Raw genomic sequence first — 25,232 nt, forward strand, 5'->3', positions numbered from 1 at the left:
ACTTTCGTACGCCCCGGCGGGGTGACAACTCCGCCCCCGCATTGAAGACTAGCTTCATTCGTTGGTGTGGATCGGTCAATATCCTACGGAGGAAGCGTGCTCACCAGAAGGAACCTGCTCGTCGCTGCCGGTGCGGCGGTGGTCGGCGCCGTACCGCTGGCCAACTCGGCCACTGCCGCGTTGCCGCAGCTGGACATGGAAGCGCTGATCAAGGCGGCGCAGATCGACCCGCGTCGGCCGGACACCGCTCTCACCGACGGGGCCAAGGACAGCGTCCTTCTGGTGGAGCGTGCCCTCCAGGCGAGAGGGCTGCTGTCGTCCACGTACGTCGACGGGCATTTCGGCACCAGCACGATCGCCGCGTACGCGGCGTACCAGCGGTCCCTCGGCTACACCGGTCTCGACGCGACCGGCCTGCCCGGCCCGTCGTCGCTGCGGTCGCTCGGCGAGGGGCGTTACGCGGTGGTCAGGGCGATCTCACCCGGCAGTGTGGTGACCCTGCGCGGTGTGCAGGTCAACACGCGCACCAGGTCGATGCTGTTCGAGGCCGAACGCCTGCTCGGCCGTCAGCTCGGCATCACGCAGGGCTCGTACAGCAGCGGTGTGGGCGCATCCGCCGGCACGCACGACGGCGGCGGTGCGCTCGATCTCTCGGTCAGCGGGCTCTCCTCAGCCGTGCGAACGGATGTGCTGCGTCGACTGCGGACGGTGGGCTTCGCCGCGTGGCTGCGGACCCCGGCCCAGGGGGACTGGGGCTACCACATCCACGCCATCGCGCTGTCCGACACCGACCAGTCGACAGGTGCGCAGAACCAGGCCGGCGACTACTACCTCGGTCGTAACGGCCTGGCCAACCGGGGCGCCGATGACGGGCCGGCAGTCAGCCCCAAGCGGACCTGGGAGGAATACCAGCGCACGCTCTGAGGCTCACGGTCCTCCCATGACCGTGGCCGGGGCATGATCCACTCACGTTCGTGACAGTCGGGGCATCCGCGGTGTCCGGACACCCCGACTTCACCAACGTCGAGTCGATCATGTCTTCGAAAAGATTCTGGCGTTCCTGTCGAATGGGGTTGATCCTCTTCGTAGCCCTGGTGAGAGCGCGGCACAACAGCGGGCCACGCACCCACTGGAGGGCACGATGACCAGCACAGCGACCACCACTACCACCACCACGTCGACCTTCGGCGCGCTGATTCGTACCGGTCTCATCGCCACGGTCGCCGCGAGCGCCGCCACCATGGCCGTCGCCGCCGTCGGCCACGCGGCGGGCATCAGCCTCGACGTGGCCGACGCGCCGATCCCGGTGACCGGGTTCGGCGTGCTGACCGCCGTATTCTCGCTGGTCGGGGTGCTCCTCGCCGCGTTGCTGTCCCGTTTCGCCCGGCGTCCGCGGCGCACGTTCGTCCGCACGACCGTGGTGCTCACCGTCCTGTCGCTGGTGCCGGACGTGATCGCGGACGCCGGGGTGGGCACCAAGGCGCTGCTGATGCTCACCCACCTGGTCGCGGCCGCGATCGTGATCCCCGCCGTCGCGCGCCGCCTGGCCGCCTGACCTGCCGCCATCCACCCGTCGACCTACCGGAGGAACGTCATGAAGCAGTACCTGCTGTCCGTGCACTTCGTCGAGGGCGCGCCGGCCCCGTCCGACGAGGAGATGCAGACCATGTTCGCGGAAACCGGCCGGATCAACGACGAGATGCTGGCCGCAGGCGCCTGGGTCTTCGGCGGAGGGCTCCTCTCGCCCGACAGCGCCACCGTCGTCCGGGTCGAGAACGGCGCCACCACCATGAGCGATGGGCCGTTCGCCGAGACGAAGGAGCACATCGCCGGGTTCTGGGTCATCAGGTGCGAGGACCTGGACCAGGCGCTCGCCTGGGCCGAGAAGTGCGCGGCGGCCTGCGGCCCGGTCGAGGTGCGCCCCTTCGACGACCTGTCCCAGGCCTGAACAGGGGTCGGTCACCCAACATGGACCTGGCGAGCATCTACCGCGCGGAATACGGCCGCTGCGTCGCCACCCTGGCCCGCGTCCTCGGTGACATCAACCTCGCCGAGGAGGCGGTCCAGGACGCCTTCACCACGGCGTTGCAGAAGTGGCAGACCCCGCCGCCCAACCCGGGCGCCTGGATCGTGACCACCGCCCGCAACCGGGCCGTCGACCGGCTCCGCCGGGAGTCGACCCGCGAGGCCCGGCACGCCCAGGCACTGCTGCTGCACCACCAGGACGAGCCGCGAGAGGTGGGACCGGTGAAGGACGACCAGCTGCGACTCATCTTCACCTGCTGCCACCCGGCGCTCGCTCCCGACGCGCGGACCGCCCTCACGCTGCGCCTGCTCGGTGGCCTCGACGTATCGGAGATCGCCCGGGCGTACCTGGTCCAGGAGGCCACCGTCGCCCAGCGGATCGTGCGCGCCAAGAAGAAGATCCGGGACGCCAACATCCCGTACCGGGTGCCCGCCGAACATGAGCTGCCGGACCGGCTGCCGCCGGTGCTCACCGTGCTCTACCTGATGTTCAACGAGGGGTACGCGTCCACCGCCGGGCCGTTGATCAGAACGGACCTGTGCACCGAGGCGATCCGGCTCACCCGCGAACTCGCCGCGCTGATGCCCGACGAGCCCGAGGTCCTGGGCCTGCTCGCCCTGTTGCTGCTGACCGAGGCCCGCCGCCCGGCCCGGCTCGACTCGACCGGCGAGCTGGTGCTGCTGGCCGACCAGGACCGGTCACTGTGGAACCGCGCACTCATCGCTGAGGGCCACGACCTGGTCCGCCGCTGTCTGCGGCGCAACCGGCCCGGCCCGTACCAGATCCAGGCCGCGATCAGCGCGGTGCACACCGACGGCGACGCCACCGACTGGCCACAGGTCCTGGCACTGTACGACCAGCTCCTCGTGATCACGCCAACGCCGGTCGTCGCGCTCAACCGTGCCGTCGCCGTCGCCGAGGTGCACGGGCCGGCGGTGGCCCTCGCCGCGTTGGAGGGTGTCGACCTCCCCGGCTACCACCGGCTGCCCGCCACCCGGGCCGAGTTGCTCGCCCGGCTCGGACGCGACGACGAGGCGCGAGCCGCCTACGACCAGGCCGTGGCACTGGCCACCAACGAGACCGAGCGGGCCTACCTGCGGACCCGTCGTACCGCACTGAGTCACCAGTGAACGAAGAACATCATGAACAGCTCCCAGGAACTCGTCTACCGCCCCACCCTGCACGTCTGAGCCGTCCCGACACCCACCGCCCCGGCGACTGACGCGTCTGCCGGGGCGGCTCGGTGTCCGGTAATGATCACCACTGGTGGGCCACGTCGAGCACGATCCGACTGTGTCCGTCGGGACCGGCGAGGACGAACGTGCGGAACGGCAACCGCGCCCGTACGCCGACCGCGAAGGTGCTGTAGCCCTCGAAGCTGCCGCCGAAGACGACGTCACGCAGTGTCGGGTAGCGCAGCAGGTTCGCGACGTGCTCACCGACCGCGTACGGCACAGTGCCCTGGTGTGCGTCGTCGTACGCCGGTGCGCGCAGCGAGACCCGCAGCAGCGCCCCTCCGGCGGTGTACGTCGACAACGCCAGCCCCTCGCCCTCGGTCCACGTCTCGCCGTAGCCGACCGCGTAACCATCGACCGGGCCGGCGAACTCGAACACCACCCGGTCGTAGCAGTCGTGCCGACCGGTGCGGACGTCGACCAGCGGGGCGTCGCTGAGCGCGCCGGCCGACTTCTCCGCGCTGCCCCAGGTGATGCCGCAGTACGCCGACCCGGTCGTGGTGCCCGCTGCGGTGCTGCTGCCCGCGCCGACGAGCAGCCCGGCGAGGACGACCACCATCGCCGTCAGTGCGCTTCTGATCCTCATCGTGGTTCTCCGTTCGAGATTCGGGGCCACGTGGCGGCGGCGCTGCCGGTGGCCCTCTGCCGCCACCGTCGTCCCTTCTCGGCACGGGCACTTCGCCACGGCGTAACCGCTCAGTAACAGCGGCCGAGATTCAGCCGACTGTGGGCGGCCGGTGGAGCGTGCGCAGCGGGGAGCAGAACACCGGAAGCCAGGTCAACGCGTTCGCGATCGCACCGACCACCAGCGCGGTGCGGACGCCTCCGTACTGTCCGAGTACTCCGGCGAGTACGGCGCCGATGGTGAGCGCCCCGGTGAGTAGAAACCGGAAGGTGGCGTTCATCCGCCCGAGCAACGCGTCCGGGGTGGCGCCCTGGCGGAGGCTGACCCCGATCACGTTGCCGACTCCCGTCCGCCAGGCCAACGCCAGCCAACCGACCGCCGCCACCCAGAGCATCGGCCCGGTGTCGATCAGCGTGACCAACCCGCCGAGCGGCGCAACGAGCAGCCCGGGCAACCAGAGCGCGCGACCGTGACCTATCCGCTCGGCGAGCGGGCGTGCGGTCACCGCACCGAGCAGGGCACCGATCCCACCCATGCCGAGGAACAGGCCGAGGGCGGCCGCGCCCAGCCCCAACTCGCGCAGGAACACTACCGGCAGCAGGGTGGTGGTCAGCTGCATGGTCAGGTTGATACTCGCGGTCGAGAGGGCGAGCGGGCGGAGCAGGGGGTTGCCTGTCACGTGCCGGACGCCCGTGCGGAGCTGCTGGACGAAACCGCCCGGCGCCCGCGGCGGACGTCGGCGGGGTGCTTCGGCACGGATCCGGGCCAGAATCACACCGGACACCACGAAGGTCACCGCGTCCAGCACGATCGCGACCGGTGCCGTGAGCGCCTGTACGACGATCCCGCCCAGCCCTCGACCCGCAATCTGCATGGTCGCACTGGTGCTCATCATCAGTGCGTTCGCCGCCACCAACCGGCTCCTGCCTACCAACTCCGGTAGATAGCTCTGCGCGGCGACGTCGGCGAAGACGGTGCCGACTCCGGTCAGCAGCACCACCACGTACAGCTGCGGGATGGTCAGCCACCCGGCCCACCATGCCACCGGCACGGATGCGACCAGCGCCGCCCGGGTGAGATCGGCGGTGACCAGGACGGCACGGTGCGGCAGCCGGTCGACCCAGACTCCGGCCGGCAGACCGATCAGCAGGAACGCGGCGGTGCTCAGCGCACCGAGCAGCCCCACCTCACCGGGGCTTGCCGACAGCAGGGAGACGGCCAACACCGGCACGGCCAACTGGCCGATGTGGAAGCCGACGCCATCGATGAGGGCGGCGGTGTAGAGCAGTCGGAAGGAATTCGGCCAGGGGTTGGCCTGGTCCGTCGATCCGGTCGTCGTCGAGGCGGTGGTCATGCCGCCCACGGTGCCGGCGGCAGCGCCTCGAACCGATAGATTTGACTCTCGCCGAATCCGTCGGGGGCGCCAATGATGCTGGTCGGTCTGAACGTGCGGGACCTGGCGATGATCCGATTCGCGGTGTCACCGCTCTGGGAAGCTGTGGCGAGCGTGCGGATCATCAAGCGGCCGCGTCAGTTTCCGGAGCATCTGGCCTGGTACGAGCGGGTCCAGCCACGCTTGGCGGGCGTGCGGTGGCAGCTCTTCGCCGACCTGGTGCAGATGCCGACGCCGATCATCCCGACCTTCGTCTGCCCGCCGCCGGCCACTTCGCAGCCCACCCTCGACATCGAGTTGGCGTCCCTCGTCGCCACCCCTGCCGAAGCGGTGCGGGCCAGCCTCGACGCGCTGCCCGGGCCGAGGTCGTCACCTCTGGCGGCGCTCTATGCCGACCCGCCGAGTCACCTCGATCGGCTGGCCGAGGCCATCCGGGCGTACGTCGACGCGGTCATCGCACCCTACTGGCCCCGGATGCGCACCCTGCTGGAGCGGGAGGTGCTACTCGGTGCACAGCGCATGGCCACCGACGGGGTTCATGGTCTGCTCAATCACCTCGACCCCTTCGTCCGGCTGAAGGCCGACACGCTGTCGGTGGAGCACATCACCCAAAGTGGCACGGTGCGACTCGACGGGCGGGGCCTGCTGCTCGTACCGTCGGTATTCAACGGCCGCCGGGTGTGGTCGAATTTCGGCTCTCCTGGACAACCGGTGCTGCGCTTCCCGGCGCGGGCGGTGGCCACCCTCTGGGAACGGGATCGGACCCCGCACGGGCACGCGCTCGCCCGGGTCCTGGGTCGGACCCGCGCGGCGCTGCTGCACGAGTTGGCCGTACCGACCTCGACTCTGGAACTCGCCGAACGGTGCCAGCTCACCTCGGGCACCGTGTCCCAGCACCTCGGCGCGCTGCGTGACGCCGGCCTCGTCGGCACCCACCGGGTCGGACGCTTCGTCCTCTACGCCCGCACAACCGCAGCCGAGGCGCTGATCGCCGCCAACGGTACGGCTGTCACCTGAGACCGGTCGGCGCGGCCCGTCAGGTCGGATGGCGCGCCTCGGCAGTATGACGCTTCCGCTATGTCGGACATCGGTCGCCCGGGCTATAGCATTCACGTACATCGATGACGGTGGCCGGTGGCCGCCGGGCGACCGCAGGGGAGTGCGTGATGTTCCGACGACAACTGAGACGTACGGCGATGGCCATGCTGGTGGCCGTGCTGGCGGCAGCCGGGGTGCAGCTCGCCACGGGCGCTCCGGCCGCCGCCGTGCGGACCGTCTACTACGACGCGAGCCGGACCGGTGAGTTCCGCACCAACTTCGACCAGGCGGCGCAGATCTGGAACAGCCGGGTCAGCAACGTCCGGCTGCTGGCCGGCACCCCGGCCAGCATCACCATCTACGTCGACGACGGCTGGCCCCGGGCGCAGCCGACCGGCCTCGGCTCGGGACGGATCTGGATGGGCCGCACGGCCGTCAACCAGGGCTACGACCGTAACCGCATCGCCGCCCACGAGATCGGGCACATCCTGGGCCTGCCGGACCGGCGTACCGGACTGTGCACCGACCTGATGTCCGGCAGCAGCGCCCCGGTGTCCTGCCGCAACGCCAACCCCAGCTCGACCGAGGCGAGCCGGGTGAACTCGCTGTTCGCCGGCAGCCTGGCCGCGCCGGCCAGTACGACGTACACCTGGACCGGCGACTCCAACATCGAACCGTTGGTGGTCGGCGGCCGACCGGCGTCGGAGAACTACCCGTTCATGGTCTACGTCTCCGGCTGCACCGGCACGCTGATCAAGGGCAACTGGGCGGTCACCGCCAAGCACTGCTCGACGCCGTCCTCGGTGCGGGTGGGCAGCGTCAACCGCTCCAGCGGCGGGACTGTGGTGCGGGTGACCCGTGCGGTCAACCACCCGAGCGTCGACGTCAAGCTGCTGCAACTGGCCAGCGCGGTCACGTACGCCCCGGCACCGATCCCGAGCACCTCCGGCGCGGTCGGCACCGCCACCCGGATCATCGGCTGGGGCCAGACCTGCGCGCCCCGGGGCTGCGGATCGGCACCGGCGGTCGCCAACGAGCTGGACACGTCCATCGTGGCGGACAGTCGGTGCTCCGGCATCAACGGCCCGTACGAGATCTGCACCAACAACACCAACGGCAATTCCGGCGCCTGCTACGGCGACTCGGGTGGGCCGCAGGTGCGCCGCGTCAACGGAGTGTGGAACCTGATCGGCGCCACCAGCCGGGCCGGCAACAACAACTCCACCTGCGCCACCGGCCCGTCCATCTACGTCGACCTGCCGTCCATCCGGTCCTGGATCTCCACCCAGGTCGGCGGTCTGCCCGTCTGACCATCAAGGACAGTGCAGTGGGGACGCGCGCACGACGCGTCCCCGCTCGCGGCGTGTTGGGGTCACCCCACGCTGTCGCCCATGGGATACGGTGCGTGGCATCTCGACACATCCGAGGTGGACCCATGCCTGCCCTCGTCGCCCTCGCGCTGACCCTCGCTCTCGCGCCCACGCCGTCCCCGTCGGCCACCTCAGGTCCGGTCGCTGACCTCCTCGGTGGCGTCGGCCGGATCGTCGACGACCTCCTCGATGGTGGCGACCCGCCGAGCACGGCGCCAACCGCGCCCCCCACGCCGAGCCCGACGGCGGTCACTGACCAGCCCAGCCCGGTGCGGCCAACCGCGGCCCCCACGCCCGCGGGGTCGTCGGCCGCCGTCCAGGTCCCGGCCGCTCCGGTCGCACCGGCTCGACCCGCCGGTGGCGAGGTCACCGGCACCCGGGAGGCAACCGTGCCCCGCCGTGACGGTGCCCCTCCCGCTCCGGTCACCCCGCCGACGCTCGCCAGCCCCGCCCGCGACAGTTGGCCGCCGGTGTCCTACGTGCTGGTCCTGGCTGCCATGGTCGTGTTGGCCGTGTGGCTCCTGCGCCGCCGTCCGTCGGCCCCCGCCGCCGCACCCGCGCCGGATCTCGCACCCGCACCCGCGCCGGATCCCGCGCCGGATCCTGGACCCGTGCCGGACAATGTCAGCCGGTTGCCGACCAGCCTCAACGCGATCTACGAGCTGGGCCGGCTGGACGAACGGCTCGCCCAGGAGCGCGGTCGCCCCACCTGAGGCGCCCGCCGGCCTCACGCCCCACGACATCGCTCGAGCTGGCCGCGGTGATGCGCGAGGGGCGGCGATCGCGGATCCGTCGGCGGGTTGCCGGCGCCGGGGCTGCGACGCTCGTGGCGGGCGTGGCCACCGTTGTCGTCGTGGTGGCGGTCGGTGCCGCCGGCTCTGACACGCCGCCGGCTGGTCGCTCAGGCCGGTTCGGCCAACCGGCGCTCGATGGTCACCGTCGTCCCCTCGAGGGTGGAGACCAGCCGCACGTCGCCGTACGCGTTCATCAGCAGCGCGCCGCGTCCCCGGTCCATCGCCGGTCGCCGGTCCCGCCAGGTGCCGAAGTCCCGTACCGAGATCCGGACCAGGCCGACACCGACCTGGACCCGCACCCGCACCTCCGGACGGCTGGGCCGCTGCGCGTGCTCGACGGCGTTGTTCATCGCCTCGGACGCGGCGAGCAGCAGATCCTCCAGCACGTCCGGGTCGACGTCGAGGTCGCCCAGCGTCCGCCGGACGTCCCGACGCATCATCGCGGCCGAGGTGGGTGCGGACGGGTACGCCCACCTGACGTCCAGGACGTCGCCGAGCCCGTTCCGGTCGGCCGGAGCCGCCGGCACCACTGACGTGTCGCCGACGGGTTCGACCGCCGAAGCCGGTGCGATGGCGGTGACCTCGGCTGGTCGCGTCGTCGCCGTTGCGGCGTCGACCGTCGCTGGATTGGCGGCGATGCGGTCGCGGGCCCGCCGGATGGCCGCGCGGATCCGCGCGATCAGCTCGGTCGCGGCGAACGGCTTCACCAGGTAGTCGTCGGCGCCCAGGCTCAGGCCCTCCACGCTGGCCTCACCGCCGGCACGGGCCGAGAGCACCAGCACCGGCAGTGCCCGGGTCGCCGGGTCCGCGCGCAGCCTGCGCAACAGGTCGAAGCCGTCCATCACCGGCATCATCACGTCGGTCAGGACCAGGTCTGGCCGCTCCCGGTGGATCTCGTCGAGGGCCTGCCGGCCGTCGGTGACGGCCCGTACCCGCCAGCCCTGCCCGGTGAGCAGCCGGGTGAGGTACGCCCGCATGTCGCTGTTGTCGTCGGCGACCAGGATCCGGGACCCGGCCAGCTCGTCCACCGCCGGGCCGATCGTACGGTCGGGCTCCGTCACACTGCCGTCCGGTTCGGCGAGCCAACCCATCGCCTCCTCGACAGCGGCGCGGGCGGCGTCGCCCCGCCCGTTCACCGGCGGGCCGGTCAACGCCGTTCGGCGCGCCGCCGACCAGGGAAGCGCCACGGTGAAGGTGCTGCCGACGCCCACCCGGCTGGCCACCCGGACCTCGCCGCCCTCCAGCCGGGCCAACTCGTGCACCAGGGCCAGGCCGATGCCGGTGCCCTCGTGGCTGCGTGAGCGGGCGCCCCGCACCCGGTGGAAGCGTTCGAAGAGTTTCGGCAGGTCCTGGTCGCCGATGCCGATTCCGGTGTCGGCGACGGTGAGGCGTACCTCCTCGTCGTCGGTGTCCAGGGTGACCCGGATCCGGCCGATGAACGTGTATTTCAGAGCGTTGGAGAGCAGGTTGGTGACGATGCGTTCCCAGTTGACCGGGTCGATGGTGACCGGCCGTGGCAGCGGTGGGCAGGCCACCTCCAGGGTCAGCCCGGCCCGCTCGACGGCGGCCCGGAACACGCCGGCCAGCTCGGTGGTGAGCGCGGACAGGTCGACCGCGCGGGCCTCGCTGCGGGCCCGCCCGGCCTCCAGGCTGCTGAAGGTGAGGAGGCTGTTGACCAGCGTCAACAGTCGGGTGGCGTTGCGCCACGCGGTCTCCGCCCGCTCCCGCTGGACGGGGGCCAGGGGTGCTGTGGCGTCGGTGAGGGCGTCGGCCAGTGGGCCGAGCATGAGGGTCAACGGGGTACGGAACTCGTGGCTGACGTTGGCGAAGAAGTCGGTCTTGACCCGGTCCAGTTCGGCCAACGCCTCGACCCGACGCCGCTCCTCCTCGTACTCCTGGGCGTTGCGCAGCGCCACGGAGATCTGCTGCGCCAGCAGCTGGTTGAAGGACCGGTACGCCTCGTCGAGCCCTCGGCTGGGGCTGACCCCCGCCAGCAGGACACCGAGCGGCTGGTCCTCGTCGCCGGAGGGGAGTGGCAGCGCCAGCGCGGTGCGGACCAGGTCGCCCCACGGGCCGGCGGGCAGTGGCAGCCGTTCGGCGACGTCGGTCACCTGGGTCGGGCGGCCCTCGGCGGCGTCCGGCAGCCCCCAGGCGTACGCGACCGGGCCGGGGTCGGCCAGCTCCACGGTGTCCGGGAGTGCCCCCTCGTGTCCCTGGTCGCCGCCCGTGCAGGCGAGCCGCCGCAGCACCGTGCCGTCGCGCAGGTAGATGGCGGCGAACGGCACGTCCAGCGGGTGGCTGTCGATCGTGTCGATCAGCCGGGCACCGGTGGCGTCCACGTCGACGGTGCGCCCGTCGCCGAGAACGGACAGGTCGCGCAGCAGGCGCAGACGGCGTTCGCCGACCACCTGCTCGGTGACCTCGCTGCACACGGTGAACACCCCGACGGTGCGGCCCTCGTCGTCGCGGGCCGGCGCGTGCGAGACGCTGAAGTACGCCTCCTCGCGGTAGCCGGCCCGCTCCAGCAGCAGTTGCAGCGCGGGGACCCAGCTGGCCACCCCGGTCGCCATGGCCTGCTCGATCAGCGGGGCGAGCACGTCCCAGCCCTCGGCCAGTGTCACCCGCACGTCGTTGCCGAGCGCGGCGGGGTGCTTGTCGCCGATCAGCGTGGAGTACGCGTCGTTGTAGAGCTGGGAGAAGTCGTCGCCCCAGAGCAGCAGCATGGGGTAGCGGGAGGAGAGCACGAGCCGGACCGCGGCGCGCAGGCTCTGTGGCCATCCGCTGACCGGACCCAGTGGCGTACGGGCCCAGTCCAGCTCCGCCATCAGCCGACCGGTGTCACCGCCGCCGCTGAACAGGTCGATGCTGGGTCGTGTCACGCTCGACCCGGCCCCATCGCTAGCCCCCGTTCCGGGCCCGACGACCCCTGCTGGCGTTACCTACCCATCCTGGCACCTCTACTCACCTGTGCCGCCGCCGGTACCCACCGTCGAAGCGGCGGCGGTTCGGGACGAACGACCGATGCCCAAAGGATCGACATCTGTAAGTGTCTCGGGTATCTCTCCAACCCCCGAGGAGCCCCCATGAGAGGCAGAACGCTGAGCGCGGGAATCGCGCTTGCCGTGTTCGCCGGAATGACGGTGACGCTGGCCGCCCAGCCGGTGGCCGCGTCGCCCATGACCACGATGACGGAGGCCCGGCCGATCGCCGCGACCGCCGCCGCGTTGGCAGCACCGGACATCTCCGTCAGCAACGTCCAGGCCCACCTCACCCAGTTCAACAGCATCGCCACCAGCAACGGCGGTAACCGCAGGGCCGGCTCGGCCGGCTACACCGCCTCGCTCACGTACGTCAAGACCAAGCTCCAGTCGGCCGGCTACACCGTCAGCGAGCAGTACTGCTCCAGCTGCACGTACCCCTCGAACAACCTGATCGCCGAGTGGCCCGGCGGTCCGACCGACCAGGTGGTCATGTTCGGCGCCCACCTCGACGGAGTCTCGGCCGGCCCCGGCATCAACGACAACGCCACCGGCTCGTCCACCCTGCTGGAGAACGCGCTGGTCCTGGCCGCGCAGAACCCGACCATGACGAAGAAGGTCCGGTTCGCCTGGTGGACCGATGAGGAGCAGGGGCTCAACGGCTCCCGGTTCTACGTCAACTCGCTCAACACCACCCAGCGCGGCTATATCAAGGGCTACTACAACTTCGACATGGTCGGCTCGGTCAACGGCGGCTACTTCATCAACCGGGTCACCTCGACCACGGCGGCGCCGCTGAAGGCGTACTGGGACTCGTTGGGCCTTGCGCCGGAGGAGAACGTCGAGGGCCAGGGCCGCTCCGACGACTACTACTTCCAGCAGGCCGGCATCCCCACCTCGGGCTACGCCGCCGGGGCCAGCGCCCGCAAGACCAGCTCCCAGGCGGCCAAGTGGGGCGGCACCGCCAACTCGGCGTACGACCCCTGCTACCACCGCGCCTGTGACACCACCGCCAACGTCAGCGCGACGGTGCTGAACAGGGCGGCCGACGGTGTCGCGTACGCGCTGTGGCAGCTCGCCGTTGGCGGAGGCACCCCCACCAACGACTTCTCCGTCGCGGTCAGCCCCACGACGCGCACCGTCGCGCGGGGCGCCAGCACCACCGCCACGGTGACCACCGCCACCACCGCCGGCTCGGCGCAGTCGGTCAGCCTCTCCGCCTCCGGCGCGCCCAGCGGGGTGAGCGTCTCGTTCAGCCCGTCCTCGGTGACCTCCGGCGGCTCGTCGACGATGACCCTCACCGCGTCGTCAAGCGCCGCGACCGGCACGTTCACAGTGACGGTCACCGGCACCGGCTCGGTCACCCGCAGCGCCACCCTCACTCTCACCGTGACCGGCACCGGCGGCTGCGCCGCCACCCAGGTGATCGGCAACGGCGGCTTCGAGAGCGGCGCCACAGTGTGGACGGCGTCCTCCGGCGTTATCACCAACTCCAGCAGCAAGCCGGCCCGGACCGGGTCATACAAGGCGTGGCTCAATGGGTACGGCAGCACCCGCACCGAAACCCTGTCCCAGTCGGTGACAGTGCCCGCCGGCTGCGCCAGTTACACGCTGTCGTTCTGGACTCGCATCGACACCGCCGAGACGACCACGTCCACGGCGTACGACAAGCTGACCGTGCGGATGGGCTCGACCACGCTGGCGACGTACTCGAACCTCAACGCCTCCACCAGCTACGTCCAGCGCACGCTCAACGTTGCCGCGTACGCCGGGCAGACGGTGACGCTCACGTTCACCGGCACCGAGGACTCGTCGTTGCAGACCAGCTTCGTGATCGACGACGTGACGTTGCAGGCGAGCTGACCGCGTACCCGCAGAAGCGAGCCGCCGCCGGGGCTTCCCGGCGGCGGCTCGTCGCGTTGCGGGTCAGGGGAGCTGCGGGTAGAGCGCGGCGACGCCGCCGGCCAGCCCGGCCTGCACCTGGCGGCTGAGATCGTCGGCGAGGATCTCGTACGCGTCGGCCTCGATGCCGTCCACCCCGATCCGGGCGATCGTCGCCGGGTCCAGTTTCGGGCCGGTGACGTCCGCGGCCATGTCGGTGTCCAGGTAGCCGACGTGCAGGCCGGAGACCCGGATGCCCCGCTCGGCGAGCTGGACGCGCAGGACGTTGGTCATCGACCACTCGGCGGACTTGGCGGCGCTGTAGGCCCCGTGGATCGGCAAGCCGAACCAGGACAGCACGGAGAGCACGTTGAGGATCGTTCCGCCGCCGTTGCCGGCGATGACCGGCGCGAACGCCCGGACCGTCGAGAGGGTGCCGATGTAGTGGGTCTCCAGCTCCAGCCGGACGAGGTCCAGGTCGCCGTCGAGCAGATCGGTCCGGGTGTCGATGCCGGCGTTGTTGATCAGCAGGTTCACGTTCCCGGCCAGCTCGGCGGCTGCGGCCACCGAGGCGGGGTCGGTGATGTCGAGGCGGACCGGTGTCACGCCGGGCAGGTCGACGCTGTCGGGGTTGCGGGCGCCGGCGTAGACGGTGGCGCCCCGGGCGAGGAGTTCGGCGGCCAGGTGTCGGCCGAGGCCACGGTTGGCGCCGGTGACGAGAGCGGTGCTTCCAGCGATCTTCATGGCCGTCACGCTATCCGACCTGACTTACGTTTACCAAAGTCAGCTACGTCACGACGGTGACCCCCCTGAATCGGGAATGCGACCCCGAGGCGGCCACAACCCTGCCGGTGACGGCTCGTATCCTTTCCGCGAACCTCCGCACGAGCCGAGATGGGAGACGGTGTGAGCAACCAGGCCGAAACGTTGGAATTCCAGGCCGAGGCGCGTCAGCTCCTCCAGTTGGTGGTCCACTCGATCTATTCGAACAAGGACGTCTTCCTGCGGGAACTCATCTCGAACGCGTCCGACGCCCTGGACAAGCTGCGACTGGCCACGCTTGTCGACAAGGACCTCGTCGCCGACACCGACGACCTGCACGTCGCCCTCGAGATCGACCGGGACGCCCGCACCCTCGCCGTGCGGGACAACGGCATCGGGATGACCCGCGACGAGGTCGTCCAGCTGATCGGCACCATCGCCAAGTCGGGCACCGCCGAGCTGCTGCGCAAGCTGCGCGAATCCGCCGACGCCCACGCCTCGCAGGACCTGATCGGCCAGTTCGGCGTCGGCTTCTACGCCGCGTTCATGGTCGCCGACCGGGTCACCCTGCTGACCCGCAAGGCCGGCGAGACCGGCGGCACCCGCTGGGAGTCCACCGGCGAGGGCACCTACTCGATCGAGTCGGTCGACGAGGCGCCACAGGGCACCACGGTGACCCTGCACCTCAAGCCGGTCGACACCGAGGACAATCTGCACGACTACACCGCCGAGTGGACCGTCCGGGAGATCGTCAAGCGATACTCCGACTTCATCGCCTGGCCGATCCGGATGAGCGTCGAGCGCCCCGGCGCCGACGGCGAGGCCGCCACCAGCGAGGTGCAGACCCTCAACTCGATGAAGGCACTCTGGGCTCGACCCCGCGACGAGGTCGACGCCGCGGAGTACAACGAGTTCTACAAGCACGTCAGCCACGACTGGGCCGACCCGCTCGAGGTCGTGCACATGAAGGGCGAGGGCACCTTCGAGTACGAGGCGCTGCTGTTCCTGCCCAGCCACGCCCCGCTCGACCTGTTCTCCCCGCAGGGCCGCCGCGGTGTCCAGCTCTACGTCAAGCGCGTCTTCATCATGGACGACTGCGAGGCGCTGGTCCCGACCTACCTGCGCTTCGTCAAGGGCGTGGTCGACGCGCACGACCTGTCGCTGAACATCTCCCGCGAGATCCTCCAGCAGGACCGGCAGATCCAGATCGTCCGCCGTCGCCTGGTGAAGAAGATCCTCTCCACGGTCAAGGACCTCAAGGCCAACCACGCCGAGAGGTACCGCACCTTCTGGACCGAGTTCGGCGCGGTGGTCAAGGAAGGGCTGATCGACGACACCGACAACCGCGACACCCTGCTGGACCTCCTGTCGGTCGCCTCCACCCACGACCCCGCCGAGCCCACCGACCTGGCCGGCTACGTCTCACGGATGAAGGACGGCCAGAGCGACATCTGGTACGCCACCGGCGAGTCCCGGGCCGCCATCGAGAACTCGCCGCACCTGGAGGCGTTCCGGGCCAAGGGCCACGAGGTGCTGCTGCTCACCGACCAGGTCGACGAGGTGTGGGTCGAGCGGGTCGGCGCGTACGACGGTCGGCCGCTGCGGTCCATCGCCAAGGGCGAGATCGACCTGGACACCGACGAGGAGAAGCAGCAGGCCGAGGCCGAGCGCGAGCAGCAGCGGCAGGAGTTCGCCGCCCTGCTCGACTGGCTGGGCACCACCCTGACCGACAGCGTCCGGGAGGTGCGTCTGTCGTCGCGACTGACCACCTCGCCGGCCTGCGTCGTCGGCGACGCCCACGACCTCACGCCGACCCTCGAGAAGATGTACCGGGCGATGGGGCACGAGGTTCCCCCGACCAAGCGGATCCTGGAGATCAACCCCGGTCACCCGCTGGTGTCCGGGCTGCGCAAGGCCCACGAGCAGGGCAGCGACCCCTCGGCCCTGACCGAGACCGCCGAGCTGCTCTACGGCCTGGCGGTGCTCGCCGAGGGCGGTGAGCTGACCGACCCGGCCCGCTTCACCCGGACGCTCGCCGACCGGCTGGCGCGCACCCTGTAGCTGGCGTACCCCCTCAAGCGGCGGGCTTCCCGGGTCACCGGGTGGCCCGCCGCCGGCGGTGGCCGGCTACCAACGGTTCCAGTGGGCGAACCCGTCCGCGTCGGCCCGCGGACCGGGCTTGAAGTCGGTGCCCAGGGTGTACGCCACCGGCGTGAGCGCCACCTGCACGACGGTGTCGTAGGGGATGCCGAGCAGGTCTGCCATCTCCCTTTCGTAGCTGAGATGGCTCGTGGTCCACGCGGTGCCGAGCCCGCGTTCCCGGGCGGCCAGCATGAAGCTCCAGAACGCCGGGATGACCGAACCCCAGGCCCCGGCCTGCCCGCGCACGCTGGCCAGCTCGGCGCGGGACTCGACCCGCAGGCAGGGGATGAGCAGCAGCGGCACCTCGTGCAGGTGGTCCGCCAGGTGTTGCAGGCTGCCGGCGATCCGGCCCCACTGCTCGGAGGCGAAGTCCATCCGGCTGAAGGCCGGCCCGGTGCCGCCCGACGCGGGTGGCGGTGCCATCAGCCCGAGTCGCCACAGTCGGGCGACGGCGGCCCGGGTCTGCGGATCCTCGACGAAGATGAAGTCCCAGCGTTGCCTGTTGCGGCCGCTGGGGGCCTGAAGTGCGATGCGCAGGCAGTCCTCGATCACGTCACGGGGGACCGGGCGTCCCAGGTCGAGGCGCTTGCGGACGGCGCGGGTCGTGCTCAGGACCTCGTCGGCGGACAGGCCCAGTGTGCGCGGCCCGCTCTGCCCGGCCGGTCTGGTGTCGCTCATGCGGGAACTCCCACTCGTTCGGTCAGGTCGAGGTTGGCGATGACCGCGGGAAGGAGCCCGGGAAACCGGTCATTGATGTCGTCCGCACGCAGCTCGTGTCTGCGGAAGCTGCCGTTGGGCGTGACGCGGAGGACGCCGGCTGCCCGCAGCACCTTCAGGTGATGCGACAGCGTGGACATGCTCACCTCGGACAACGCGTCGAACTTCCCGCAGACGACCCCACCGGCCTGCGCCAACTGTCGTACGACACTCAGGCGCACCGGGTCGGCGAGGGCGCCGAGCACGGTGGCGAGGTCGACCGAGGCGAGATCGGGATGATGCAGGGCTCTCATGGACGCCATGCTAGCTTTGATTTCGTGATTTCGAAAATCGTCCAAGTGAAGAGCGGAGCACGGTCATGCCGGTCGACACAGTGATCTTCAGCGGGGAGGGCCCGCACGCCGATCCCTGGCACCCGTTGTCCGAGACCAGCGCGGCGATCGCCAAGCTCGTCGGCGACGCGGGCCCGGTGGCGATCGTGACCACCGTCGACCAACTCGAGGCCGCACTCGACGGCGCCCGCCTCCTGGTGGTGAACGCCAGCGCCGACCGCACGGCTCCGATCCCGCAGGACGAGGAGTTCGGCCGCGTCCTCGACGCCTTCCTGGCCCGTAGCGGCAGCCTGCTCGCCACGCACAGCGCGACGATCGCGTTTCCCCAGCTCGCGACCTGGCGATCCACGGTTGGCGCCGCCTGGGACCACGGTCGGACCTTCCACCCGCCGATCGGAACGAGCCTCATCCGACGCACCGACATCGAGCACCCGATCACTACCGGTCTCGTGGACTTCGAGGTGCACGACGAGCGCTACACCGACCTGGAGTTGCTCGACGGCGTCGACGTCGAGACTCTCTACGTCCACGACGAGGGTGGCGACACCCACCCGCTCGTCTGGGCGCGCACGGCCGGGAGCAGCCGGATCGTCTACAACGTACTCGGTCACGACGCCCGGTCGTACGAGTCGCCGGGACACGTCGAGCTGCTGCGGCGCATCGTGCTCTGGCTCCGTCACCGCATCTGATCCGCAACGGTCCACGGTGGTCACTGCACATTGACCACCCACCCGCAACCGCTGCGGGTGACGCCCCGCGTACCCCGGTGAAGAACTTCACAGGGGTTGGGCGATCGTCACCGACCGTGCCTAACGTCGGTCGGGTTCGCCACTGCGGACACCACGGCCGGCAACGCCAAATCCTGCCCCCGGTCGGTGGAACCCAGTCACCCGGGCAGGAGCGGGGGACCCAAACGTTCCTCGGTGCACGTCACCTCGGGGTGAAGCCGCCATCGTGCGGCCGGGCTCCTCGGCCCGAACCCGACAGCTCACCTCGCCGGCGTGGAGGAAGTTCACATGACGTCTGTCTACACGCCCCGTCACCGACGGGTCACCACCCGCCGTCTCGCCGTCGGCACCCTGGCCGTCGGTGCGGTCACCGGTGCTGTCGCCCTCTTCGGCCCGGCCGCCCCCGCGCAGGCCGCAGTCAACTGGGACGCGATCGCCAAGTGCGAGTCCGGCGGTAACTGGAAGATCAACACCGGCAACGGCTACTACGGTGGCCTGCAGTTCTCCCAGAGCACCTGGGCCGGCTACGGCGGCAAGAAGTACGCCGCCCGCGCCGACCTGGCCAGCCGCGGCGAGCAGATCGCCATCGCCGAGAAGGTGCTCGACGGGCAGGGCATCGGCGCGTGGCCGACCTGCGGCAAGAAGGGCGGTTCGTCGGGCGGCTCCGCCACGAAGCCGTCGACGAAGTCCACCGCGAAGCCGTCGACGAAGTCCACGCAGAAGCCCACCGCGAAGTCCACGGCGAAGCCCACCGAGCAGCAGGAGCGGCCCTCGCGGCGGGAGCAGCCGGCGACCCGCAACCACGAGCGCACCGCGCCGACCACGGGCGGCCAGACGTACCTGGTCAAGCCGGGCGACACCCTGTCGGAGATCGCCGACAGCCACCGGGTGACCGGCGGTTGGCAGGCGCTCTACGAGCACAACCGGCAGCTGATCGGGGCCGACCCGGGCCTGATCTTCCCGGGTCAGCGGCTCAGCCTCTGACGGTCTTCCCGCGTCAGCGGCTCAGCCTCTGACGGATGACACACGAACGCTCGGCCGGGTCACCGGCCGAGCGTTCGTACGTGTGGTGCGGATCAGCCCGAGCGCCCGTACCCCGGGGGGAAGCCGTCACGCCGCGGAGGCGGATGCCTTCGACCCTCGGTGCGACGCGACCGGGCCGGCGTTCCAGCCCCAGCGGGGCGCCGGTGCGCTGCCCTCCCCGGACCAGCCCGTGCCGCCCTCCTCGTTGTCGTCGCCGTCGACGGTCATCTCGACCGGGGCGGGTGTGCTGCGGGCCAGTCGCATCGACTGCTCCGCGCCGGCGCGGGCCGCGCACGGCCAGGACTGCCCGGCGCACTGAAGGTTGCGGCACTGACCCTCGTCGTCCGGCTCGTGGGCGCTCAGCACGTCGATCGCCAGTTGCCAGAGCAGCGGGTCGGTTACGTCGTGCGGCCGCTCGGCAGTGCGACTCGGCCGGTTGCTGGTGTCGTCGTCGGACATTGTGGGTCCCCCCTTGTCAGGCTGTACCCCACAAGGGTCACCCGTGAGCCGCTGGTTAAACCGCCGACCTGCTGTGATGTGTCTCCGGTCGCAGCGGTCGCCGGGACGCCGCACGCAGATCGGTCAATCCGGCAGCAGCGGCATCTCGACGCCCGGCTCCCGGCCGAGCAGGACCGCTCGGGTCAGCGCCGCTGAGCCGAACCGGTCGCGGACCGCGTCCACCGCAGCGTCCAACTCAGCGCCAGGATCGCGGTGAAATGGCAGCTCCGGTTGCACGGGGTTGTCGTCCAGGTTGCCCACTGAGACACCGATCAGGGTGACACCACGACGATCGATCTCGGTCAGCGCGGCTCGCAGCAACGCGCGCGCGGCGGCGAGCAGCGGCGTCGTGTCGGCGGTCGCCTTGCCGATGGTGTGCGAGCGAGTGGCCCGGGTGTAGTCGCCGAAGCGCAGCCGCAACACCACGGTGCGACCGGACCGCCCCGCCGCCCGCATGCGGCGGCTGACCCGGTCGACCAGGCCGGCGAGGATGGCATCCAGCTCCGCCGGGGCATGCGGGGTGCGGCTCAGCGCATGCTGCGCGCCCATCGAGCCGCGTCGCCGGCCAACCTGCACCGAGCGGGGATCGCGGTTGTGCGCCAGGGCGTGCAGGTGCCTGCCGGCGCCCGACCCGAGCAGCGACACCAGGGCGGCCTCACCGAGGCGGGCCACCTCACCGACCGTACGGATCCGGCGTTCCCGCAGCTTCGCTGAGGTGACCGGCCCGACGCCCCACAACCGCTCGACCGGCAGCGGGTGCAGGAACGCCAACTCGGCGTCCGGTGCGACCACCAGCAGACCGTCCGGCTTCGCCACCCCGCTGGCCACCTTCGCCAGGAACTTCGTGCGGGCCACACCCACCGTGATCGGCAGGTGGACCCGTTCACGAACCTCCCGGCGCAGCCGCTCGGCGATCTCGGCCGGCGACCCGACCAGCCGCCACAGGCCACCGACGTCCAGGAACGCCTCGTCGATGGAGAGCCCCTCGACCAGTGGCGTGGTCTGCCGGAAGATCTCGAAGACCGCCCGGCTCGCCGCCGTGTACGCCGACATCCGGGGCGGCACCACGATCGCGTCCGGACAGAGGCGGCGCGCCTGCTGACCACCCATCGCGCTGCGTACGCCTCGCGCCTTCGCCTCGTAACTGGCCGCGAGGACCACGCCGGCGCCGACGATCACCGGCCGCCCCCGCAGGCGCGGGTCGTCACGCTGCTCGACCGACGCGTAGAAGGCGTCCAGGTCGGCGTGCAGGATGCTGGCGCCGGGCGACACGTACACATGTTCGCATGGCGGGTGGCCATCTCTGCAATGAGCTGGGCGAACGTCCGATCAGTCGAGGCAGAACTCGTTGCCCTCCGGGTCGGCCATGACGAGGTGACCGGCACCCAGTGGGGGAGCGGGCTCGTGGCGACTGAGTCGGGTGGCGCCGTATCCGGCGAGTCGTTCCGCCTCCGCCTCCAGCGCCGCCATCCGCTCGTCACCCGTGAGCCCGGGAGCGGCCCGCACATCGAGGTGTACGCGATTCTTCACCCGCTTGGGCTCGGGCACCCGCTGGAAGAACAGGCGCGGTCGTACACCCTCGGGGTCGACCACCGCTGAGGCGTCGTTGCGGTTCTCCGGCGGGACCCCCATCGCGTCCAGCGCCTGCTCCCACGACTCGAAGTCTCCGGGCGGTCCCTGCAACTGGTAGCCGAGGGCCTCGGCCCAGAACTCGGCCAACCCGGCGGGGTCGGCGCAGTCGAACGTGATCTGGACGTCGCGGGCCATGTCAGCTCCCTGTCTCGTGATCTGGTCGGTCATGATCCCAGCCTCTCGTGAATAGCGGACAGGGTCGTTCCGCGATCCGTGCGACGATCGGCGTGTGACCGTCGAGGCAACGACCGAGCGGGTGCTGCGGTTGCTGGCGTTGCTCCAGCGGCGACCATCCTGGACCGCCGCCGACCTCGCCGCCGAGCTGGGCGTCACCGACCGCTGCGTCCGCCGCGACGTGCAGCGACTGCGCACACTCGGCTATCCCGTGCAGGCGGTGTCGGGCGTCGGCGGTGGCTACCAGCTTGGCGCGGGCACCCGGCTGCCGCCGTTGCTCCTCGACGACGAGGAGGCCATCGCGACGGCGGTCTCCCTGCGCCTCGCCTCGGGCGGCACGATCGCCGGAGCGGGCGAGGCGGCCCTGCGGGCGCTCGCGAAGCTCGACCAGGTGATGCCGTCGCGGTTGCGTGCCGAGGTGCGGGCGGTGCACGGCGCCACGGAGACGCTCCTGGGCCCGGTGGCCGAGATCGACGCGGAGCTGCTGGTGACACTGGCGCGGGCCTGTCGCGACGCGGTGCGGGTCCGCTTCACCTACGCCGGCCGCGACGGTGGGGACCGCGAACGGACTGTGGAACCGATCCGGATGGTCACCACAGGTCGCCGCTGGTATCTGATGGCCTGGGACGTCGACCGCGACGACTGGCGTACGTTCCGGCTCGACCGGATGGGCGCGGCGACCGCGACGACCTGGCGCTTCCGAGCGCGCGAGCATCCGGATCCGGTCGCGTACGTGCAGCGGTCGGTGACCGAGGCGCCGTACCGGTATCTCGCCCGCGTGCGGGTGCACGCCCAGCCGGACCGGGTGCGGGCGTTGGTGCCACCGCAGGTCGGGCGTGTCGAGGACGACCGCGACGGATGGTGCGTGCTGGTCGTCGGCGGCGAGAGCCTGGACTGGCTCGCCGCGCATCTGGCACGCCTCGATCACGAGATGGAGGTGCTGGAGCCTCCCGAGTTGCGCGAGGCCGTCGGCCGCCTCGCCCGTCGCCTCGCCGTGCTGGCGGGTGGGCCATCGGAACCGGGCGGGTAGTGGCGCAGCGCGTAGTGCCGCAGCGACACCGGGCTGCCGTCCGGGGCGGTCCATGGTGCCGTGCTCGTCCCGACGCGCCGCCAGCCGGTGCGCTCGTAGAGCGCGGCGGCCGCGGCACCACCGGCGGCCAGCTCCAGCACCAGGTCCGTACCGCGTCTGCTCGCCCACTGGCGGGCACGGTCTAGCAGCGCGCTGCCCAGCGCCAACCCTCGGGCGGACGGCACCACGAAGAGGCGAGCCACCTCGGCTGTCGGCCGGGCCGGCGGCCCGCCCACCGGGTCGGGGATCCGATGCACCGCGACATGCCCCACGACGGCCCCGTCGGCGTCGACCGCCACCCAGGCGCGCGCCGGGTGCGGCTCGCGCAGCCAGCGGTGCGGGTCGGCGGGCCAGTTCAGCGGGTACCTGTCGACCCGGTGAACCTCGGCGAGCCCCGCGACGCAGCCGTCCAGGTCGGTGGCGCGCCGCCGGCGGATCCGGGGTTGGTTCACAGGTCGTCGAACGGGCCGGCGTAGCGGAACTCACCGCGGATCGACTCCCGCCACGCGGTCAGCGGCCGGGCCTGGAAATACTGCGGCCCCCACGGCTGCGGCGGGGTGACGCCCAGCTCGACGGCGGGCCGGAACCCGAAGCGCGGGTAGTAGTCAGGGTGCCCGAGCAGCACCACCAGCGGCTCGTCCCGCGCGTCGGCTGCGCCGAGCACCGCGTGCATCAACGCGTGGCCCACCCCACGGCGCTGCCAGTCGGGCAGCACACCGAGTGGCCCCAGCCCGAGCGCCACCGGCTCGCCGGCCACCCGGCCGCGCGTGGCCACCACGTGCCCCACCACCTGGCCGTCCGAATCGGTCGCCACCAGCGAGTACGCGGGCAGCCAACCCTCGTCGGCGCGCAGCGCGTCGACCAGGGTCGCCTCGACCGGTACGCCAGCGCCGTCGGTCCTGGCGAAGGCGGCGGAGTGAACCGCCCGGATGGCGTCGGCGTCGGCGTCCGTCTCGCGTCTGATCAGCACCGCGCCACCATAGGCCCACCGTGTCGCCGGCTCCACGCCTTTATCACCTGCGCCGATGTGTCGACGGTCGTCGCTTCGGAGTCACGCCGGCGGGCACGCCCGGCGGGCATGACGCGAAAACGACTGATGACTGTGAGGCATAAATATGCCTCACAGTCATCAAGCTCATGGGCCCAAGGGCTCGGACCTGGGACCTCAGCCCACGGCGGTGGCCGAGGGTGGGGCGCTGCCGCCCTGGGGCACCTCCGGAGTCATCAGCCGGATGATCTCCGCCCGGTCGGCCGGCGAGGGCATACCCCATTCGGGCCGGTAGCCGTACACCTCATGCAGTGGGGTTGAGCAGGTGCGGCCGTTCAGTATCTCCACGGCGTCGGTGCCGATCAGGCCGGGGTGTTCGACGCCGCAGGCCTCGGCGACCTTGGTCAGGTCGCGGCGCAGCGTCTGCAGGTAGTTGGCCGCCCGGACCGACTTCAAAGTCGGGTCCAGACCCCGGGTGAGCCACGTGTTCTGCGTGGCGACACCGGTGGGGCAGGTGTCGGTGTGGCACTTCTGTGCCTGGATGCAGCCGATCGACAGCATCGCCTCCCGGCCGACGTTGACCAGGTCGCAGCCGAGCGCGAAGGCCACGATGGCGTTGTCCGGCAGGCCGAGTTTGCCGCCGCCGATGAAGACCACCTGCTCGTGCAGGTCGTGCTCGGCGAACACCTTGTAGACCCGGGAGAAGCCCTGCTGGAACGGGAGCGACACCGAGTCGGTGAAGATCAGCGGCGCGGCGCCCGTCCCACCCTCGCCACCGTCGATGGTCACGAAGTCGACGCCTCGGCCGGTGTCGCGCATCAGGGTGGCCAGCTCCTGCCAGAAGCCCAGGTCACCGACCGCCGACTTGATGCCGACCGGCAGGCCCGTCTCGGCGGCCAGCAGCTCCACCCAGTCGAGCAGGCTGTCGCAGTCGGAGAACTCGGCGTGCCGGGACGGGCTGACGCAGTCCTGACCGGCCGGGATGCCCCGGGTGGCGGCGATCTCGGCGGACACCTTCGCCCCCGGCAGCAGCCCACCGAGGCTCGGCTTGGCGCCCTGGCTCAGCTTGATCTCCAACGCCTTGACCGGTGCGCCGGCCACCAGGTCCTTCAACCGGTCGAGGCTGAACCGGCCGTGTTCGTCGCGGCAGCCGAAGTACGCCGTTCCGAGTTGGAAGACCAGGTCACCGCCGTTGCGGTGGTACGGCGACAGGCCACCCTCGCCGGTGTTCTGCAGGCAGCCGGCGAGTGCGGCCCCCTTGTTCAACGCGGTGATGGCGTTGCCGGAGAGCGAGCCGAAGCTCATGCCGGAGATGTTGACCACCGACTCCGGGCGGAACGCGCGGGCCCGCCCCCGGGCCGCGCCGAGCACCTTCGCGGACGGCAACCGCACGTCGTGCCCGGCGGCGGGTGTCGACGGCGGCACGGCCCTGCCGAACGTGCGGTGCTTGATGATCGGGTAGCCGGGGGTGTACTCGATGTCGTTGTCCGTGCCGAAGCCGAAGTAGTTGTTCTCCTGCTTCGCCGACGCGTACACCCAGCGGCGTTGGTCGCGGGTGAACGGCCGCTCCTCGTTGTTGCCAGCCACGATGTACTGCCGCAGCTCCGGGCCGATCGCCTCCAACAGGTAACGGGCGCGACCGAGCACCGGATAGTTGCGCAGCAACGCGTGGTCGCGCTGGATCAGGTCCCGCGCGGCGAGCGCCGCGACGGCGGCGGCGACAGCGGGTACGGCTCGACGGGCCCATTTCATGCCCGGCACTCTTTCCGCCCGCACCTCTGGCCAAACCGGCCCCGCCGATCCAATGCGCTGGTCAGGGGCGGGGAC

General features: G+C 71.1%; 24 protein-coding genes, 1 pseudogene and 1 riboswitch. Of the genes and pseudogenes, 13 read left to right on the forward strand and 12 right to left on the reverse strand.

The annotated features are described in order from the left end of the window. Positions 1–96 precede the first annotated feature (96 nt). The 4 genes from GA0070619_RS10500 (at position 97) to GA0070619_RS10515 (ending at position 3,156) form a co-directional block, all read left to right on the forward strand. Positions 97–924: a peptidoglycan-binding domain-containing protein gene (locus GA0070619_RS10500; protein WP_197699632.1), complete on the forward strand. Its 828-nt coding sequence runs from the start codon at positions 97–99 to the stop codon at positions 922–924. A gap of 217 nt (positions 925–1,141) precedes the next feature. Then, on the forward strand, positions 1,142–1,555 hold the full coding sequence (locus tag GA0070619_RS10505) for a DUF6069 family protein (protein ID WP_088947881.1): 414 nt from the start codon (positions 1,142–1,144) through the stop codon (positions 1,553–1,555). A 39-nt stretch (positions 1,556–1,594) separates the two neighbouring features. Continuing rightward, complete coding sequence (locus GA0070619_RS10510; protein WP_088947882.1) at positions 1,595–1,948, forward strand: YciI family protein; 354 nt, start codon at positions 1,595–1,597, stop codon at positions 1,946–1,948. A gap of 20 nt (positions 1,949–1,968) precedes the next feature. After that, a complete protein-coding gene (locus GA0070619_RS10515; protein WP_088947883.1) occupies positions 1,969–3,156 on the forward strand; it encodes an RNA polymerase sigma factor in 1,188 nt (395 codons plus the stop codon). A gap of 127 nt (positions 3,157–3,283) precedes the next feature. Here GA0070619_RS10515 and GA0070619_RS10520 read toward each other — a convergent pair whose 3' ends face one another. Together GA0070619_RS10520 and GA0070619_RS10525 are read right to left on the reverse strand one after the other, a co-directional pair. Beyond that, the gene (locus GA0070619_RS10520; RefSeq protein WP_088947884.1) at positions 3,284–3,847 is read right to left on the reverse strand and encodes an AMIN-like domain-containing (lipo)protein; all 564 of its coding nucleotides are present in this window, start codon (positions 3,845–3,847) and stop codon (positions 3,284–3,286) included. A gap of 130 nt (positions 3,848–3,977) precedes the next feature. Then, a complete protein-coding gene (locus GA0070619_RS10525) occupies positions 3,978–5,240 on the reverse strand; it encodes an MFS transporter (RefSeq protein ID WP_088947885.1) in 1,263 nt (420 codons plus the stop codon). A 72-nt stretch (positions 5,241–5,312) separates the two neighbouring features. Here GA0070619_RS10525 and GA0070619_RS10530 point away from each other — a divergent pair, with 72 nt between their 5' ends. The 4 genes and pseudogenes from GA0070619_RS10530 to GA0070619_RS32785 all read left to right on the forward strand — a co-directional run bounded on the left by GA0070619_RS10530 (position 5,313) and on the right by GA0070619_RS32785 (position 8,400). Then, the gene (locus GA0070619_RS10530; RefSeq protein WP_088947886.1) at positions 5,313–6,296 is read left to right on the forward strand and encodes an ArsR/SmtB family transcription factor; all 984 of its coding nucleotides are present in this window, start codon (positions 5,313–5,315) and stop codon (positions 6,294–6,296) included. 149 nt (positions 6,297–6,445) lie between these two features. Beyond that, positions 6,446–6,919 (forward strand): annotated as a pseudogene (locus tag GA0070619_RS34075) (snapalysin family zinc-dependent metalloprotease); the annotation flags it as partial. A gap of 18 nt (positions 6,920–6,937) precedes the next feature. Beyond that, entirely contained in the window at positions 6,938–7,627 is a 690-nt protein-coding gene (locus GA0070619_RS34080) for a S1 family peptidase (protein ID WP_414855637.1), read from the forward strand. Positions 7,628–7,752: 125 nt separating this feature from the next. Then, positions 7,753–8,400: a hypothetical protein gene (locus tag GA0070619_RS32785; protein ID WP_088947887.1), complete on the forward strand. Its 648-nt coding sequence runs from the start codon at positions 7,753–7,755 to the stop codon at positions 8,398–8,400. A 188-nt stretch (positions 8,401–8,588) separates the two neighbouring features. Here GA0070619_RS32785 and GA0070619_RS10545 read toward each other — a convergent pair whose 3' ends face one another. Then, the gene (locus tag GA0070619_RS10545) at positions 8,589–11,360 is read right to left on the reverse strand and encodes an ATP-binding protein (RefSeq protein WP_088947888.1); all 2,772 of its coding nucleotides are present in this window, start codon (positions 11,358–11,360) and stop codon (positions 8,589–8,591) included. A 204-nt stretch (positions 11,361–11,564) separates the two neighbouring features. On the opposite strand from GA0070619_RS10545, the gene GA0070619_RS10550 reads away from it, so the two are divergent. After that, complete coding sequence (locus GA0070619_RS10550) at positions 11,565–13,322, forward strand: M28 family peptidase (RefSeq protein WP_088947889.1); 1,758 nt, start codon at positions 11,565–11,567, stop codon at positions 13,320–13,322. 63 nt (positions 13,323–13,385) lie between these two features. On the opposite strand, the gene GA0070619_RS10555 is transcribed toward GA0070619_RS10550, so the two are convergent. Further along, positions 13,386–14,084, reverse strand: a complete 699-nt coding sequence (locus GA0070619_RS10555; RefSeq protein WP_088947890.1) for an SDR family oxidoreductase — start codon at positions 14,082–14,084, stop codon at positions 13,386–13,388. A gap of 150 nt (positions 14,085–14,234) precedes the next feature. On the opposite strand from GA0070619_RS10555, the gene htpG reads away from it, so the two are divergent. Continuing rightward, a complete protein-coding gene (gene htpG, locus GA0070619_RS10560; RefSeq protein ID WP_088947891.1) occupies positions 14,235–16,163 on the forward strand; it encodes a molecular chaperone HtpG in 1,929 nt (642 codons plus the stop codon). A gap of 66 nt (positions 16,164–16,229) precedes the next feature. Here the strand turns inward: htpG and GA0070619_RS10565 are convergent, their stop codons facing one another. Both GA0070619_RS10565 and GA0070619_RS10570 read right to left on the reverse strand, forming a co-directional pair. Beyond that, complete coding sequence (locus GA0070619_RS10565) at positions 16,230–16,922, reverse strand: nitroreductase family protein (protein WP_088947892.1); 693 nt, start codon at positions 16,920–16,922, stop codon at positions 16,230–16,232. Then, the gene (locus GA0070619_RS10570) at positions 16,919–17,254 is read right to left on the reverse strand and encodes an ArsR/SmtB family transcription factor (protein WP_088951703.1); all 336 of its coding nucleotides are present in this window, start codon (positions 17,252–17,254) and stop codon (positions 16,919–16,921) included. The genes GA0070619_RS10565 and GA0070619_RS10570 overlap by 4 nt, the downstream gene beginning before the upstream one ends. A gap of 65 nt (positions 17,255–17,319) precedes the next feature. Here GA0070619_RS10570 and GA0070619_RS10575 point away from each other — a divergent pair, with 65 nt between their 5' ends. After that, positions 17,320–17,982 carry a ThuA domain-containing protein gene (locus GA0070619_RS10575; RefSeq protein ID WP_088947893.1) on the forward strand — a complete coding sequence of 221 codons (663 nt, stop codon included), beginning with the start codon at positions 17,320–17,322 and terminating at the stop codon, positions 17,980–17,982. A 154-nt stretch (positions 17,983–18,136) separates the two neighbouring features. After that, a riboswitch (cyclic di-AMP (ydaO/yuaA leader) is annotated at positions 18,137–18,309 on the forward strand. Continuing rightward, on the forward strand, positions 18,310–19,005 hold the full coding sequence (locus tag GA0070619_RS10580; protein WP_088947894.1) for a LysM peptidoglycan-binding domain-containing protein: 696 nt from the start codon (positions 18,310–18,312) through the stop codon (positions 19,003–19,005). It begins immediately after the preceding riboswitch. A gap of 126 nt (positions 19,006–19,131) precedes the next feature. On the opposite strand, the gene GA0070619_RS10585 is transcribed toward GA0070619_RS10580, so the two are convergent. From GA0070619_RS10585 to GA0070619_RS10595, 3 genes are all read right to left on the reverse strand, one after another. Continuing rightward, complete coding sequence (locus tag GA0070619_RS10585) at positions 19,132–19,503, reverse strand: hypothetical protein (RefSeq protein ID WP_088947895.1); 372 nt, start codon at positions 19,501–19,503, stop codon at positions 19,132–19,134. 123 nt (positions 19,504–19,626) lie between these two features. Then, the gene (dinB, locus tag GA0070619_RS10590) at positions 19,627–20,814 is read right to left on the reverse strand and encodes a DNA polymerase IV (protein WP_088947896.1); all 1,188 of its coding nucleotides are present in this window, start codon (positions 20,812–20,814) and stop codon (positions 19,627–19,629) included. A gap of 57 nt (positions 20,815–20,871) precedes the next feature. Continuing rightward, positions 20,872–21,309: a VOC family protein gene (locus tag GA0070619_RS10595; RefSeq protein ID WP_088951704.1), complete on the reverse strand. Its 438-nt coding sequence runs from the start codon at positions 21,307–21,309 to the stop codon at positions 20,872–20,874. Between the two features lie 94 nt (positions 21,310–21,403). Here GA0070619_RS10595 and GA0070619_RS10600 point away from each other — a divergent pair, with 94 nt between their 5' ends. Next, entirely contained in the window at positions 21,404–22,378 is a 975-nt protein-coding gene (locus GA0070619_RS10600; protein WP_088947897.1) for a helix-turn-helix transcriptional regulator, read from the forward strand. Here the strand turns inward: GA0070619_RS10600 and GA0070619_RS10605 are convergent. From GA0070619_RS10605 to GA0070619_RS10615, 3 genes are all read right to left on the reverse strand, one after another. After that, on the reverse strand, positions 22,273–22,869 hold the full coding sequence (locus GA0070619_RS10605) for a GNAT family N-acetyltransferase (RefSeq protein ID WP_088947898.1): 597 nt from the start codon (positions 22,867–22,869) through the stop codon (positions 22,273–22,275). The genes GA0070619_RS10600 and GA0070619_RS10605 overlap by 106 nt on opposite strands. Beyond that, positions 22,866–23,387, reverse strand: coding sequence for a GNAT family N-acetyltransferase (locus tag GA0070619_RS10610; protein WP_088951705.1), 522 nt, complete (start codon positions 23,385–23,387; stop codon positions 22,866–22,868). Before GA0070619_RS10610 ends, GA0070619_RS10605 begins: the two co-directional genes overlap by 4 nt. A 195-nt stretch (positions 23,388–23,582) precedes the next feature. After that, entirely contained in the window at positions 23,583–25,157 is a 1,575-nt protein-coding gene (locus GA0070619_RS10615) for an FMN-binding glutamate synthase family protein (RefSeq protein WP_088947899.1), read from the reverse strand. Positions 25,158–25,232: the final 75 nt, after the last annotated feature.

It is taken from the genome of Micromonospora zamorensis, from assembly GCF_900090275.1.
Classification (GTDB): Bacteria; Actinomycetota; Actinomycetes; order Mycobacteriales; family Micromonosporaceae; genus Micromonospora; species Micromonospora zamorensis.